The organism is uncultured Campylobacter sp. (assembly GCF_938040115.1).
Taxonomy (GTDB): domain Bacteria; phylum Campylobacterota; class Campylobacteria; order Campylobacterales; family Campylobacteraceae; genus Campylobacter_A.
Map to the genome: position 1 here is coordinate 1 of NZ_CALHXD010000298.1, position 12,966 is coordinate 12,966.

The following is a 12,966-nucleotide window of genomic DNA, read 5'->3' on the forward strand; positions in this document are numbered from 1 at the left end:
CGCCGGTTTCTAGCTGCTCCACGTCGCTTTCGTTGATCAAAATTTCGCCGTCGATGTCCTTATCCCACAGCGCCTTTTTTGCGGCGTAAAACATCTCGCCCTCGCTGCTTTCGCCCTCGAGCGAGACGATAAATTTTTGCCCTAGCTCCTGTGCGAAGCTCGCCTCGATTGCGGCGCGAGTGATCTTTTCGATCTTGCTTAGGCGCTTTGAGATGATTTTGGCGGGCACCTGCTCCATCTCATACGAGAGTGTGTCCTCCTCTTTCGAGTAAGCAAACGCCGAAACGCGGTCAAATTTAAACTCCTGCAAAAACGCGCAAAGCTCGTCAAATTCGGCTTCACCCTCGCCCGGGTGCCCGACGATGACGCCGGTTCGTAAAAACGCATCCGGCGCGCTTTTCATTAAATTTAAAAGCTCTTTGATCCGCGCCGCGCCGCTTCCGCGCCTCATGATTTTTAGCATTTTATCGCTTGCGTGCTGGATCGGCATATCAAAGTAGTTCACAAACACTGGCGAAGCTATGATGCGCTCCACTAGCGCGTTTGAGGTCGTGCTCGGGTATAGATAAAGTATGCGCGCGGTTTTGACGCCCTCGATCTTTTCGACCGCGCCAATTAGCGAGATGAGGCCGTCGCTAACAGCGTGATCGCGCATATACGAGCTGCTGTCCTGCGAGAGGAAGCTAAAGTCGTAGTAGCCCTTTTTTACGAGCTTTTGCACCTCGTCTACGATGTTTTCGAGCGCGCGGGATTTTAGCTTGCCTTTGAAGGTCGGGATCGCGCAGAAGCTACATTTTTGATTACAGCCTTCTGAAATTTTGATGTAGGCGTGGTAGTTTGAGCCCGTTATCACGCGCTCTTCGCTTGCTTGCAGGTAGGTGTCCGGGCTAAATAAATTTTGCTTTTTTAGGATGATCTCGTCGATCTTGTCGTAGTCTCCGACGCCGGTAAATAGATCGACCTCGGGCAGCTCCTTCATCAGCTCCTCGCGGTAGCGCTGCATGAGGCAGCCGGTGACCACGAGCAGGGAGCCTTTTTTGCGCGCTTCGTGCATATCTAAGATCGCGCGGATGCTTTCTTCTTTGGCCGAGTTTATAAAGCCACAGGTGTTTACGATGATGACGTCGGCCAAGGCGACATCGGGCGTGATCTCGTAGTTTGAGAGGCGTCCGAGCATGATTTCAGAATCCACCAGATTTTTGTTACAGCCTAATGATACTAAGTGAAGTTTGCCCATCTTATACCCACAGATTGTCGATCAGACGCGTTTTGCCGACATACGCGGCGACTAGGATGATGGTGTTGTCCAGCTCTATTAGCGAGATCTCGTTTAAATTTCTATCCACGATCGCGACGTAATCGACGTTTAGCGGCTCTAGGGTTTGTAGCATCTCGCCTTTTATCGTTTGTGCGCTTAGCTCGCCGGCTGCGATCAAATTTGAGGCTTTTTTAAGCGAATGCGAAAGCTTAAGCGCCTCTAGCTTTTGCCCCTCGTCTAGGTAGGCGTTTCGCGAGCTAAGCGCCAGTCCGTCGCGCGCGCGAACGATCTCGCAAGGCACGATCTCTAAATTTAAAAAACAGGTCTTTACGAAATTACGCACGATGAGCAGCTGCTGCGCGTCCTTTTTGCCCATATAGACGCGCTTTGCGTTTGTTAGATTAAAGAGCTTGTTTAGCACGCGAAGCACGCCGTCAAAGTGTCCAGGGCGAGTCTTGCCCTCAAGCATGCTTGCTAAATTTTCAGGCGCGCTGATTAGCGGCTCGGTATCAAAATATAGCTCCCTAGCCTCAGGCGCAAACATCGCATGTACGCCCAGCTCCTCGCAAATTTTAGCGTCGTTTTGTTCGTTTTTGGGATAGCTATCAAAGTCCTCGCCCGCCAAAAACTGAGTCGGGTTTACGAAGGTCGAAACGATCGCGGTTTTGTTTTCTGCTACGCACTTTTCTATGAGGCTAGCGTGTCCGTCGTGAAGCGCGCCCATAGTGGGTACAAAGCCGATATTTTCGGGATTTGCCGCGACGAAATCTCGCAGCTGTTCTGCTGTTTTTAAAATTTGCATTTTCTCTTCTTTAAAATATAGAAATATAAGACTAAAGATTATATCAAAAAAAACTAAAGGTATAAATTAACTCTAAGCAGCAATCTGTTTAGCGAGTATTAATCAATAAATAATAAAATTCTTCTCACGAGCTTTAGCTCCAAAATAACAAAAAAGGAACAAAAATGGCTACTCAAGAGATAAATTTGGAGTCTTTAAAAAAAGATATCGACTCTTTAAAAACAGACTTAAAAGACATTGTCAAGTCCATTAAAGACACAGGTACACAGCGCGCAGAATCTGCTAAAGACAAAATTCTAGATCAACTAAATAGCGACGAAATTAAAAAATATATAGACGATCTAAGACTAAAAGGTAAAGACGGTATAGAAAACGTAAACGACGCAATAAAGCAAGACCCGATAAAAAGCATTGCTATCGCTGCAGGCGTTGGATTTTTAGCCGCTTGGTTGCTAAAAAAATAATGGCCAGTATATCTGAATTTATAGTTTCGGTAGTAGAGCTCGTAGACGCTCAAGCCGACGACATCAGGTGCTCTTTTTTAAGGAGCGCCAATTCTGTTTTATTAAATACGATAACTAGCGTAATCTGCATTATAGGTTTGGTATTTTTCTTACTGGGGCTACACACGCTCCTTGAAAAAACTATCGGAGAAATTTGGGCGTATTTTGCCTGCTCTGCTGTAGCTTTTTTATCTTCGATTATCGTATACAAGGTATTCCGTGCAAAGTGATATAACAAAAGAAAAGCTAAGAACAGTGGTATCGATGCTAGAGAACAAAAACACAGATAAAAAAAAGCTAAAACTCGAAGAGGCTAAACTAAATTTATTACTAAATGACCCACTACCAAACTTTTCAACAGAGCTCAACCTAATCAATAGAGGCAATATTAAGCAAGCCTTGATATCCATAATAGATAAACATTTCATAATACCTACTCTAAATAAAATTTTATAAACAACCTTAATCCAAATATGTTATAATCACGCCAAAAAGCACAAAAAAGGTCTTAAATTTTGGATAATTACGAATACACGGAACTCCTAAAAACACTAAACACAAAAGTAGAAAATATCGCTGGCGTCGTAAAGCCTGAAAGCATCAAAGCTCGCCTAAAAGAGATCGAGGAGCTAGAAAACGATCAAAATTTCTGGCAAGATATCGCAAAAGCGGGCGCCATCGGCAAGGAAAAAACGAAAATTTCAAATATCTTAAATAACTTCCTAAACGCTAAAAGCGCCGTAGACGACGCAAAAGATCTATATGAGCTGGCAAACTCTGAAAACGACGAAGAGACGATAAATTCGCTCTTTGCCGAGGCTGGCGAGTTAGAGGATAAGATAGTAAATTTAGAGATTTCTATGCTGCTTAGCGGCGAGGACGACGGCAAAAACGCCATCGTCACCATCCACCCGGGCGCGGGCGGCACGGAGAGTAACGACTGGGCGAGTATGCTATACCGCATGTACCTGCGCTTTTGCGAAAGAGAGGGCTTTAAGGTCGAAACCCTGGACTTCCAAGAAGGCGAAGAAGCAGGACTAAAAGACGTGAGCTTTATCGTTAAAGGCGTAAACGCCTACGGCTACCTAAAGGCTGAAAACGGCATCCACCGCTTAGTACGAACCAGCCCGTTTGATAGCGCCGGACGCCGTCATACGAGCTTTACAAGCGTGATGGTAAGTCCGGAGATCGACGACGACATCGAGATAGAAATCGACGAAAAAGACCTAAAAATCGACACCTACCGCGCAGGCGGAGCAGGCGGTCAGCACGTAAATAAAACCGAGTCTGCCGTGCGTATCACTCACGCACCCACCGGCATCGTCGTGCAGTGTCAAAACGACCGCAGCCAGCACAAAAACAAGGCCACCGCGATGAAAATGCTAAAATCGCGCCTATATGAGCTAGAACTGATGAAACAGCAAGAAGCCGCCGGCAGCATCGAAAAAAGCGAGATCGGCTGGGGTCATCAGATACGCTCATACGTGCTTTTCCCGTATCAGCAGGTTAAAGACAACCGTAGCGGCGAGGCATATAGCCAAACCGACGCGATACTAGACGGCGACATAAAAAAGCTCATCGAGGGCGTTTTGGTAAGTCAAAAAAGCATAAACTAGAAAGGGAAAATATGGAAATTTCAGCTCTTTTAAACCAACTAGGCTATAACGAAAACGACGCGACCGCCGCACAAGTTAAGCGCATCCTAAACAACTGCGACGGGTTAAATTTAAGCAGCATCGTCACGCTAAACGACCACCTAAAGCCGCTCGGCGGCTTCGTCGCGATGAGCGGTAGCGAGGACGTATTTAAGATAAAAAATGCGGGCAAAACGCCCGATGCGCTAAACGTGATCGAAAACTGGGCTGAAAAAAACAAGATAAACATAAAAAAAGTAAATGAAACTACTCACTACATACTAGGAAAAAATATATGAAAAACTACGATATCATCGTCATCGGCTTTGGTAAAGCAGGCAAAACTCTCGCCGTAAAAGCCGCAAATTTAGGCAAAAAGGTCGCCGTGATCGAAAAATCGGCGCAGATGTACGGCGGAACATGCATAAACGTCGGCTGCATCCCGACAAAAAAGCTAGTAAATTTAAGCAAAGAAGCGCAATACGTAAATAACAACGTCGCGGGCGAATACTTCACGCTAAGTATCGAGAAAAAAGATGCTCTCGTCTCCGCGCTTAGAGCTAAAAATTTCGCTATGCTCGACGGCAACGCAAACATCGACGTGATAAACGGCGCGGCTAAATTTATAGATAAAAACAGCGTCGAAGTCGCGGCGGCAGACGGCTCAAAAAGCGTATTTACCGCGCCTACTATCGTTATAAATACGGGTTCGGTTAACGAAAAACCAAGCTTTGAGGTTAGCTCAAATTCTGCTTATGACAGCACGGGGATTTTAAACCTAAAAACGCTTCCAAAGCACCTAGTAGTCGTTGGCGGCGGATACATCGGGCTTGAGTTTGCCTCGATGTTTGCCGAGTTTGGCTCAAAAGTCACTATCATAGCTCGCTCGGGCGTGCTAAAAAACGAGGACGATGACGTAAAGCAGAGCGTAAAATCGCTGCTACAAACGCAAGGCGTCGAGATTTTAGAAGGCTGCGAAGTTAAAAATTTAAAAGATAGCACGCTAAATTTTACCCAAAACGGCGAAACAAAATGCCTTGACGCGGACGCGTTTTTACTAGCGATGGGGCGCGTAGCGGCGACTGCGGAGCTAAATTTAAGCGCAGCCGGCGTACAAACGGACGCCAAAGGAAACGTGTCGGTAAACGAGTTTTTGCAAACCGCCCAGCCGCATATCTATGCAGTAGGCGACGTTCGCGGCGGCGAGCTTTTCACGTACACGAGCCTAGATGATTTTCGCATCGTATTCGACAAGCTTTTTGGTGCGGGCAAACGTAGCACTCTAAACCGTTCGCCTCACGCTAGCGCGCTTTTTACCGAGACTCCGCTAGCTAGCATCGGACTAAACGAGAAACGGGCCGCGGCGCAAAATTTGGACTTTAAAGTCCTAAAACTAGCACTAGCCGCAGTCCCCGGCGCAAAGGTAGTCGGCAACGAAACCGGCTTTTTAAAAGCGATCGTAGACGCAAAAAGCGGCAAAATTTTAGGCGCGGCATTTCACTGCGTTTACGCAAACGAGCTTATCAACGAGATCGCCATCGCAATGGCTCTAGGCGCGGGCGCTGATTTCTTTAAAAATCAGATTTTCACCCATCCTAGCATCAGCGAAGCGCTAAATGACCTCTTTGGACAATTTTAAAAACGACGGAAAGGATAAAAAATGAGGAATTTACTTCTTACCTTTATCGGGCTTTTGTTTGTAGGATGCGCAGCTTCAAGCGGCGGACCCAACGACAACCCCGACTACGATTTTAACAAACGCGCCATCGAAGTTCTAAAGCCAAAATGCGAAAGCGGCAACTACTCCGCGTGCAACGATCTTGCCATCAGCTATCAAAATTTACAAGATCACAAAACCGCTCTAAAATACTATGAAAGAGCATGCAAAAACAACTATCAAGCCGCCTGCACAAACCTCGCCAACATGTACCAAACCGGCCTTGGCGTAAGCAAAGACGCGAACAAAGCACTTGAAATCTATAGCGCCTCATGCACGAACGGCGGCGCGTACTCTTGCTACTACCTAGGCGAGTTTTATCGCTCAAACGCCGACGGCAAAGAGCCAGACTACGCAAACGCTATGTCGGCCTACGATAGAGGCTGCAAACTAGGCGACGTACCGTGCTGCACGAACACGGCCGTACTTTACGAGCACGGCCTAGGCGTAGCGCAGGACGAGTCAAAAGCTAGAAGCATCTACCGCTCGGCGTGCTTTAGCGGCGACACGTCTGCATGCGACAATCTAAAAAGAATGGGCAGAAAGCGATAATAAAAACAGTAAATTTAACGCATTTAAATTCGGCGTTAAATTTACTACGGCGAGTCAAATTCGGCTCGCCTTTTTAAATTTGACCGTAGCAAATTTAACTTCAAATTTGCCCCAAAATTTACCTCCCAAAACCCACATCTTTGAAAATATAAAAACCAAAAACCATCCGTCAAATTTGACGCCGAATGCTCGCAAATTTAACTGCTCAAATTTAGGTTTTATTCTTGGCGTTCCGTAGCAAAATTTTATTCGCTCCGCCAAAAAACAGGTTAAATTTGAGCCGATTTTACTCGCAAATAGCAAAAATAAACAAAGCTAAATTTGCGTAAATTTGATAAAAGATATAAAAAAGGGGCTTAAATTTAAGCCCCCGGAAGCGTAAGTTTAGAATAAAAATTAAAATTTATAAGAGACGTTAACCTTAAAGTTTCTGCCCGGCTCCCAGTCGATAGCGTTCGCATCGCCCGTGTATTCAGCCATTCTTTGAGAGTGCGAGACGTAGGCTTTGTTAAATACGTTATAAACGCCAGCGTTTATCTCAAGTCCTTTAAATTTACCGCCACTTGGCGCATAAGTGAGATAGATGTCGCTCACGGCGTAGCTCGGGATATGTACGGCAGCGTCGTTGCCAGCACTCGTCGTGTCTTTCGAGGCGAAATAAATAAGGTTATAACCCACAAGCGTATCGATAGCGTTTATCGAATACTCGGCGTTAAAGGTGTATTTGTCGCCTTGGTCGCGGTAGCCGATGATATTTGACGTGTAGTAGCCGCCGCTACCGTTTCTCACGCGGTCTTTATATCTTACTTTTTGATGAGTGTAGCTAGCGCCAAGACTTAGCGCGTCAAGGTTTAACCTCGCCAAAAGCTCGACGCCGTCGATATCCGCGCCGCCTGCGTTGATCCTATAAAGCACCGGATTTATACGCCCGCCTGCTGCGTTATTATCTACGATTAGATTTTTGTATTTGGTTTTAAAGTATTTAGCTACGAAGCTAACGTGTCCCGTTTCGCTAAACTCGCCCTTGTAGCGTCCGCCGATCTCGTAGCTATCGCCCGTAGTAGCCTTTAGATCAGGGTTTGCTCTGTATCCTAGCGCCGTACCCCTACTAGAGCCGCTAGCTAGCATAGACTCCATAACGTCCGGCCCTCTAAACACTTTAGCGTAGCTGGCAAATACGCCAAGCCCTTTCATAAACTCGTAATCAAGCGCGAGAGCGGGCGTAAACTCATCAAATTTGTATTTGTATCCGCCGATATTTGCGCCCGTGCCGTTATATGTCTTTAGCTCGTGGCGCTCGTATCTGATGCCAGGAGTCACGGTTAGGCCTGCAAATTTGATCGCGTCCTCTAAGTAAAACGAGTAGTTGTTTACTTTTTCGGGACGGTTGTTTTGCGGTTTGTTAAAGTTCTCGCTGTGGTAGTACTCCGCGCCGTATCTTAGCGTTTGCGTCACGTCGCCCGTCTCTATCGCGGTTTTTGCTTTCGCGCTTAGGCCTCTAGTTTTTACGCCCCATTTGCTACCGTCGATTCTCTGATGCTTCGTATGATACGCCGTTACGTCTAGATTTAGCAGTTCGCTCGGCGTAAATTCGTACTTTAACGTCGTCGTATCGCGCTCGTATTTACGGTCGGCATCGGCGCTATGCCAGCTGCCAAACTCCGCCCTCAACGGATAAAGTCCCTTGTATTGGTTGTGTTCGTGAGAGAGCGATATCCTGTGCACGTCTAAAAAGCTATATCCGAGCTTAAAAAGATAGCTAAGATCGTTGCCGTCGCCGCCGATTTTCTTACCGTTGCCGCTCTTGCCGTAGTCGTAGCCTTTGTGATTTATCGCGGCTAAAAAGTCAAGCCCTTCGACTGGTGCGGTAAAAACCGTGAGTCCTTGCGAAAATTCGTCGTTATTTGAGGCATAGCCCGTTTTGATTTTGGCGCCGATGATTTCGCCCTCTTCCAGCAGGTCTCTAGCGTCCACCGTCCTAAAGGCTACCGAACCGCCCAGAGCCCCAGCGCCGTTTACCACAGAGCGCGAGCCGACCTCAACGTCGATGGCTTTGATCAGATCAGGGTCGATTAGTAGGTCTGCGTTGTGGTGAAAGGTATTTCCGTTTTGTTTCGCGCCGTCGATCGTGATATTTAAGCCGCGGTCGCTCACGCCTCTCATGTAGATTTTTTGATTCATGCCGTTCGTGCCGCCCACATAAACGCCCGGGATATCGCGCATGACGTCTTTTAGTATGCCTGCGTTTCTCGTGCTTATCTTTACGTCGTCTACGCCGTAGCCGCCGCTAGTGCTGCTTACCTCTACGCCGCTTAGCGTTACGTTCTCGGCGGCATTTGCGCCGATAGCCAGAGCCGCTACGAAAGAAACCTTCGCAACATTGTTAAAACTCATTTTTTCTCCTCTTTAAATTTACGAAAATTTGCGCCGATTTAGAAATATATTTAAATTTCATTTTCTTTGATCAGCTCAAATTTTGAAAACGAATATTACAATCCTAAGACTAAATTTTAGATAAATTTATATAAAATATTACTTGCCTATTCGTTATTGACAATAAATACCATAATCTGATATAATTCACGCGCAAATTTTATAAGAAGGCATTAAATGGAATTTCTCAAACACAACGTCGATTACGTTATCATCGGTATTTTAGGGCTTATGAGCTTTGTCGTAGTATGGCTCACGATAGAGCGCTTGATCTTTTACGCAAACGTTAAATTTGAAAATTACAAGAATCAAGACGACTTTGAAGAGAGCGTAACTAGAAATTTAACAACGCTTTATATAGTTTATTCAAATGCGCCGTATATCGGGCTTTTGGGTACGGTTGCGGGCATCATGGTAACCTTTTACGACATGGGTATGAGCGGCGGCATCGACACTAAAAGCATCATGGTCGGCCTGTCTCTCGCGCTAAAAGCAACCGCGCTAGGCCTCATCGTCGCGATACCGACGCTAATGATCTACAACGCGTTTATGAGAAAAGTGGACGTTTTAGTAAACCGCTACAAGGCTTCACGTGAGAATGCCTAAAAAAGAGGGATTAAACGTAATCCCACTCATAGATATTATGCTCGTTTTGCTAGCTATCGTGCTTAGCATCTCTACCTTTATCGCTCAGGGCAATATCAAAATCGACCTGCCAAACAGCGAAAGCGCGGAAAAAAAGCAAGACGAAAACGATAAAATCGCCGTTTTAATTAATAAAGATAATGAATTTTTTATAGGCGAAGAGAAAATCGCCGAGGAAAATTTAAAAGAAAAGCTAAACGAGATAAAAAACGAAACGTTAATAGAACTCAAAAGCGATAAAGAGAGTAAATTCGACTCGTTTATCAAGGTTATCGACATACTAAAAGAAAAAAATCATGAAAACTTCGCTATCACGACAACAACTGAATAGACGCGCCAGCTTTACGGGGCTTGGCGTTTCTATCCTGTTGCACTCTATCCTCATCGGATCTTTTATCAAATTTTACGAAGAACTAAAACCGATGCCGGAAGAAAAAAGCGTCAAGATAGCGTTAAATACCTTTACGCCGCCAGCAGCTCCGCTCCCGCCGGCACCTACCCCACCAGCGCCGCCGCCTCCGTCACCGCCTGCGCCTCCTCCGCCAGAACCTGTCGTCACGCCGCCAGAACCGCCAAAACCGGTCGAGCCACCTAAGCCGATAGAAAAACCAAAACCAATAGAAAAACCGGTAGAGAAGCCAAAACCCGTGGAAAAGCCCGTGGAAAAACCAAAGCCTAAACCTACGCCAAAACCGGTTAAAAAGCCTGAGCCTGAGCCGGAACAGCAAGTAGCGCAGGCAACGCCGCCCGCACAGCCGTCGCCGCCTACTCCTACGCCGCCCGCAGCGCAACCAAGTAGTGCTCCAAGCTCGAACGTAAAATCAAATTTACCGCCTAGCGGAGCTGAAACGGTAGGAGAATTTAACTTCGCGACATCAGCCGGCGACGAGAGATTTTCTAAAATCCAAAAGGCGATACAAAAGCATCACAAATATCCTAAACGCGCGCAAAAAATGCGCCATCAGGGCGTCGTAGAGGTCAGCTTTTTATACAAAAAAGATGGCACCGTCCGCGACGTAAAAGTGATAAAAAGCTCAGGCTATGAGACGCTAGACGAGGCCGCGGTCGAGCTCATAAACCGCGCCGCGCCTGATTTTCCGACGCTTGATCGCGACTACGTCATAAAAATCCCGGTTAGCTACAAACTCACCTAAATTTAAGCCGTTTTTGCGGCTTAAATTTCTATTTTATTCTACAAATTTGACGGAGTAAATCAAAAAATAATCAGCTTTACTAAAATCGGTCGCAATCAAATCAAATTTGACGCCGTAGTAGGGACGTAAATTTGCCAAATTTACAGTCCTAATAGCTAGGCTAAATTTGCCAAACGGTTTGCCCGAACGACCGATCAAATTTACGCCAAATTTAGCCGACGCAACTAGTTCAAATTTACGCCGAGTGATCTCGCCAAATTTTACTTAAACGCCCTTTTGTACGAGTTTTCTATCAGCTCAGCGCACCCTAGCTCACTCATCGCAGCCTGCGCGAAATTTGGATTTCGCAGCAGCTCTCTACCGTAGGCTACCGCGTCGCAAACGCCGCCTAACAGCAGCGCCTCGCCCTCAGATGCCTTTGTGATGAGTCCGACCGCGATTACGGGTATGCCAACCGCCTGTTTTACCGCCTTAGCGTAGCTCGCCTGATACAGCGGAGTAAACGCAGGCGCGCTATCCGTGCGCTCAAAAAATCCGCCCGCCGAGACGTGGATAAACGCCGCACCCAAAGCCTCGAGCTCTTTTGCTAGCCGCACGCTATCCTCTAGACTCCAGTCGCCCTTCACCCAGCTATCCGCGCTTATGCGCACGCCGACGGGGATTTGCACCGCGGCTTTTATCTCGCTTAAAATTTCTTTTAAATATCTCGTACGATTTTCGAAGCTCCCGCCGTATTCGTCGTCTCGTAGATTGATCTCAGGCGAGAGAAATTCGCTGATTAGATAGCCGTGCGCGGCGTGGATCTCGGTCGCGGCGTATCCTGCACGCTCGGCTCTGATCGCAGCCTGAACAAAAGCTTGCTTAACTGCAACAATATCGTCCGCGCTCATTTGTTTCGGCATTTTGTAACTCTCGCTAAATTTTACCGCGCTAGGTGCGATCAGACCATCGCACTCGCTTTTTCTGCCAGCGTGCGCGAGCTGGACGGCCATTGCGACGCCGTACTTGACGCACTCCTTGACGAGCCTGGCGTGCGCCTCTAGCTGTTCGTCGTTCCATAGCCCCAGATCGCGGCTCGTGATCCTACCTCTAGGCTCGACGGCCGTGGCCTCGACGATTATGAGCCCGACGCCTCCCAGCGCGCGAGCGGCATAGTGCAAGCGGTGAAAGCACCTAGGGCAGCCGTTCTCGTTTTTGGCCTTATACATGCACATCGGCGGCATTACGATGCGGTTTTTGATCTGCAGATCGCCGATTTTTAGCGGCGTAAAAAGCAAGCTTTGCATGAGAAATCCTTTAAAGATTATTTGCGGTTATTTTAGGATATTTGTTTAAATTTATTTAGTTGAGCGGCAAATTTCAGTAGCTGACAGGCGCGCGCAGTAAGGCTAACGAGCTGCAACGGCCTTTATTTTATTTCCATCAAATTTGAAAATTTTACTCGCCGCCGCTAAACATAGAGGCAAAATACTCGTCTATGTCCACGCCGTCTTTTTTCATCTCTTTTAGCCTTAATTTTACGTCGGCGTCTTGCCAAAGTATCGGCGGCAAGGCAAACATCACCCTATCAAGGCTAAATTTTCTCACGTCATCGCGCCAGCCATCCCAGCGGTAAAGCTCGTAAAATTTAGATATCGCCGCAAAGCGTCCAGTACAAAAACTGCGAGTAGCCAAGCTGCGTATCCTCTCATTCGCCGCTATCTGGCGCATAGTAAAAGATGTTGCCGGCTTTGCCATCAAATGCGCCGCCGTTTATCGCGAAAAATCCGCCCAAAATATCGTCCGCCACGAGCAAATAACTAGGAATCTGTTCAGCCTCGCTAAAACTTTTGCCAAGATTGAAACTGTAAATTCCGCGCTTCATCCGCTCACAGCCAGAACCAAGCACGCGCAGTCAACCGCCCTCAATCACGATGCTGTTGCAGTCATAAGCAAGCGCGCCCATCGGCGAGCGAGTGTAGTGACCTGAAACCCCAAAAGCTCGCTTTGCACCCTGCTCTCATCACGCGGTAAAACTTTACTCGTTCTTAGCTTATTTAGCCGCTATTCGACCAACTCCCAGCCCGGCTCATTTGTGTCTATAAGCTCGCCTAAAGCCCTCATCGCGCGCCCTTTGGGTCAAATTTGATGAAATTTAAAAGAAGGATTTGGCGAGTCGCCCCGCCAAATTTATATCAGTAGATTATTTTGCGTCCCAAGCTAGGATCGTGTTGCCCTCGGCGTCGGTAGCCACGTCGCCCATGCCCATGATGTTGTAGCCGCAGTCTA

Annotated in this window: 17 protein-coding genes; 9 read left to right on the top strand and 8 right to left on the bottom strand. The window is 47.0% G+C overall.

Features of this window, described 5'->3' with window-relative positions; genetic code table 11:
- Positions 1–1,237: 30S ribosomal protein S12 methylthiotransferase RimO (rimO, locus tag Q0314_RS10115; protein WP_298058694.1), on the bottom strand; the 1,237-nt coding region annotated here is incomplete at its 3' end.
- Position 1,238: 1 nt separating this feature from the next.
- Positions 1,239–2,060 carry a pantoate--beta-alanine ligase gene (gene panC, locus Q0314_RS10120; protein ID WP_298058696.1) on the bottom strand — a complete coding sequence of 274 codons (822 nt, stop codon included), beginning with the start codon at positions 2,058–2,060 and terminating at the stop codon, positions 1,239–1,241.
- 164 nt (positions 2,061–2,224) lie between these two features.
- Between panC and Q0314_RS10125 the strand changes: the two genes are divergently transcribed.
- The 6 genes from Q0314_RS10125 (at position 2,225) to Q0314_RS10150 (ending at position 6,466) form a co-directional block, all read left to right on the top strand.
- A complete protein-coding gene (locus Q0314_RS10125) occupies positions 2,225–2,524 on the top strand; it encodes a DUF883 domain-containing protein (protein WP_298058698.1) in 300 nt (99 codons plus the stop codon).
- A gap of 258 nt (positions 2,525–2,782) precedes the next feature.
- Entirely contained in the window at positions 2,783–3,019 is a 237-nt protein-coding gene (locus tag Q0314_RS10130; RefSeq protein WP_298058700.1) for a hypothetical protein, read from the top strand.
- 59 nt (positions 3,020–3,078) lie between these two features.
- Positions 3,079–4,179 (top strand): peptide chain release factor 2, encoded by a 1,101-nt coding sequence (prfB, locus tag Q0314_RS10135; RefSeq protein ID WP_297966279.1) that lies wholly within the window; start codon positions 3,079–3,081, stop codon positions 4,177–4,179.
- Between the two features lie 11 nt (positions 4,180–4,190).
- A complete protein-coding gene (locus Q0314_RS10140) occupies positions 4,191–4,496 on the top strand; it encodes a type II secretion system protein (RefSeq protein WP_298058702.1) in 306 nt (101 codons plus the stop codon).
- Positions 4,493–5,836 carry an FAD-dependent oxidoreductase gene (locus tag Q0314_RS10145; RefSeq protein WP_298058704.1) on the top strand — a complete coding sequence of 448 codons (1,344 nt, stop codon included), beginning with the start codon at positions 4,493–4,495 and terminating at the stop codon, positions 5,834–5,836. Before Q0314_RS10140 ends, Q0314_RS10145 begins: the two co-directional genes overlap by 4 nt.
- A 21-nt stretch (positions 5,837–5,857) precedes the next feature.
- A complete protein-coding gene (locus Q0314_RS10150; protein WP_298058706.1) occupies positions 5,858–6,466 on the top strand; it encodes a tetratricopeptide repeat protein in 609 nt (202 codons plus the stop codon).
- Positions 6,467–6,520: 54 nt separating this feature from the next.
- Here Q0314_RS10150 and Q0314_RS10155 read toward each other — a convergent pair whose 3' ends face one another.
- Positions 6,521–6,727: a hypothetical protein gene (locus Q0314_RS10155; protein ID WP_157753478.1), complete on the bottom strand. Its 207-nt coding sequence runs from the start codon at positions 6,725–6,727 to the stop codon at positions 6,521–6,523.
- A gap of 135 nt (positions 6,728–6,862) precedes the next feature.
- Positions 6,863–8,860: a TonB-dependent receptor gene (locus Q0314_RS10160; protein WP_298058710.1), complete on the bottom strand. Its 1,998-nt coding sequence runs from the start codon at positions 8,858–8,860 to the stop codon at positions 6,863–6,865.
- Positions 8,861–9,076: 216 nt separating this feature from the next.
- On the opposite strand from Q0314_RS10160, the gene exbB reads away from it, so the two are divergent.
- The 3 genes from exbB to Q0314_RS10175 are packed head-to-tail and all read left to right on the top strand — an operon-like array spanning position 9,077 to position 10,698.
- Positions 9,077–9,505, top strand: a complete 429-nt coding sequence (gene exbB / locus Q0314_RS10165; RefSeq protein WP_002952142.1) for a TonB-system energizer ExbB — start codon at positions 9,077–9,079, stop codon at positions 9,503–9,505.
- On the top strand, positions 9,498–9,875 hold the full coding sequence (exbD, locus tag Q0314_RS10170; RefSeq protein WP_002950018.1) for a TonB system transport protein ExbD: 378 nt from the start codon (positions 9,498–9,500) through the stop codon (positions 9,873–9,875). The genes exbB and exbD overlap by 8 nt, the downstream gene beginning before the upstream one ends.
- The gene (locus Q0314_RS10175; protein WP_298058711.1) at positions 9,841–10,698 is read left to right on the top strand and encodes an energy transducer TonB; all 858 of its coding nucleotides are present in this window, start codon (positions 9,841–9,843) and stop codon (positions 10,696–10,698) included. The genes exbD and Q0314_RS10175 overlap by 35 nt, the downstream gene beginning before the upstream one ends.
- 33 nt (positions 10,699–10,731) lie before the next feature.
- On the opposite strand, the gene Q0314_RS10180 is transcribed toward Q0314_RS10175, so the two are convergent.
- The 4 genes from Q0314_RS10180 to Q0314_RS10195 all read right to left on the bottom strand — a co-directional run bounded on the left by Q0314_RS10180 (position 10,732) and on the right by Q0314_RS10195 (position 12,586).
- Positions 10,732–10,896 carry a hypothetical protein gene (locus Q0314_RS10180; protein WP_298058712.1) on the bottom strand — a complete coding sequence of 55 codons (165 nt, stop codon included), beginning with the start codon at positions 10,894–10,896 and terminating at the stop codon, positions 10,732–10,734.
- Between the two features lie 62 nt (positions 10,897–10,958).
- Positions 10,959–11,984, bottom strand: a complete 1,026-nt coding sequence (locus tag Q0314_RS10185; protein ID WP_298058713.1) for an NADH:flavin oxidoreductase/NADH oxidase — start codon at positions 11,982–11,984, stop codon at positions 10,959–10,961.
- A gap of 151 nt (positions 11,985–12,135) precedes the next feature.
- Positions 12,136–12,435, bottom strand: coding sequence for a DUF2625 family protein (locus Q0314_RS10190; protein ID WP_298058714.1), 300 nt, complete (start codon positions 12,433–12,435; stop codon positions 12,136–12,138).
- On the bottom strand, positions 12,386–12,586 hold the full coding sequence (locus Q0314_RS10195) for a DUF2625 family protein (protein WP_298058716.1): 201 nt from the start codon (positions 12,584–12,586) through the stop codon (positions 12,386–12,388). The genes Q0314_RS10190 and Q0314_RS10195 overlap by 50 nt, the downstream gene beginning before the upstream one ends.
- Positions 12,587–12,966: the final 380 nt, after the last annotated feature.

What these genes read in the sequence shown, in the direction of transcription:
- exbD (WP_002950018.1), top strand. Translation starts at nt 9,498, where the DNA reads ATGCCTAAAAAAGAGGGATTAAACGTAATCCCACTCATAGATATTATG.
- panC (WP_298058696.1), bottom strand. Translation starts at nt 2,060, where the DNA reads ATGCAAATTTTAAAAACAGCAGAACAGCTGCGAGATTTCGTCGCGGCA.
- Q0314_RS10145 (WP_298058704.1), top strand. Translation starts at nt 4,493, where the DNA reads ATGAAAAACTACGATATCATCGTCATCGGCTTTGGTAAAGCAGGCAAA.
- Q0314_RS10140 (WP_298058702.1), top strand. Translation starts at nt 4,191, where the DNA reads ATGGAAATTTCAGCTCTTTTAAACCAACTAGGCTATAACGAAAACGAC.
- Q0314_RS10175 (WP_298058711.1), top strand. Translation starts at nt 9,841, where the DNA reads ATGAAAACTTCGCTATCACGACAACAACTGAATAGACGCGCCAGCTTT.
- Q0314_RS10185 (WP_298058713.1), bottom strand. Translation starts at nt 11,984, where the DNA reads ATGCAAAGCTTGCTTTTTACGCCGCTAAAAATCGGCGATCTGCAGATC.
- Q0314_RS10190 (WP_298058714.1), bottom strand. Translation starts at nt 12,435, where the DNA reads ATGGCAAAGCCGGCAACATCTTTTACTATGCGCCAGATAGCGGCGAAT.
- exbB (WP_002952142.1), top strand. Translation starts at nt 9,077, where the DNA reads ATGGAATTTCTCAAACACAACGTCGATTACGTTATCATCGGTATTTTA.
- Q0314_RS10160 (WP_298058710.1), bottom strand. Translation starts at nt 8,860, where the DNA reads ATGAGTTTTAACAATGTTGCGAAGGTTTCTTTCGTAGCGGCTCTGGCT.
- Q0314_RS10125 (WP_298058698.1), top strand. Translation starts at nt 2,225, where the DNA reads ATGGCTACTCAAGAGATAAATTTGGAGTCTTTAAAAAAAGATATCGAC.
- Q0314_RS10150 (WP_298058706.1), top strand. Translation starts at nt 5,858, where the DNA reads ATGAGGAATTTACTTCTTACCTTTATCGGGCTTTTGTTTGTAGGATGC.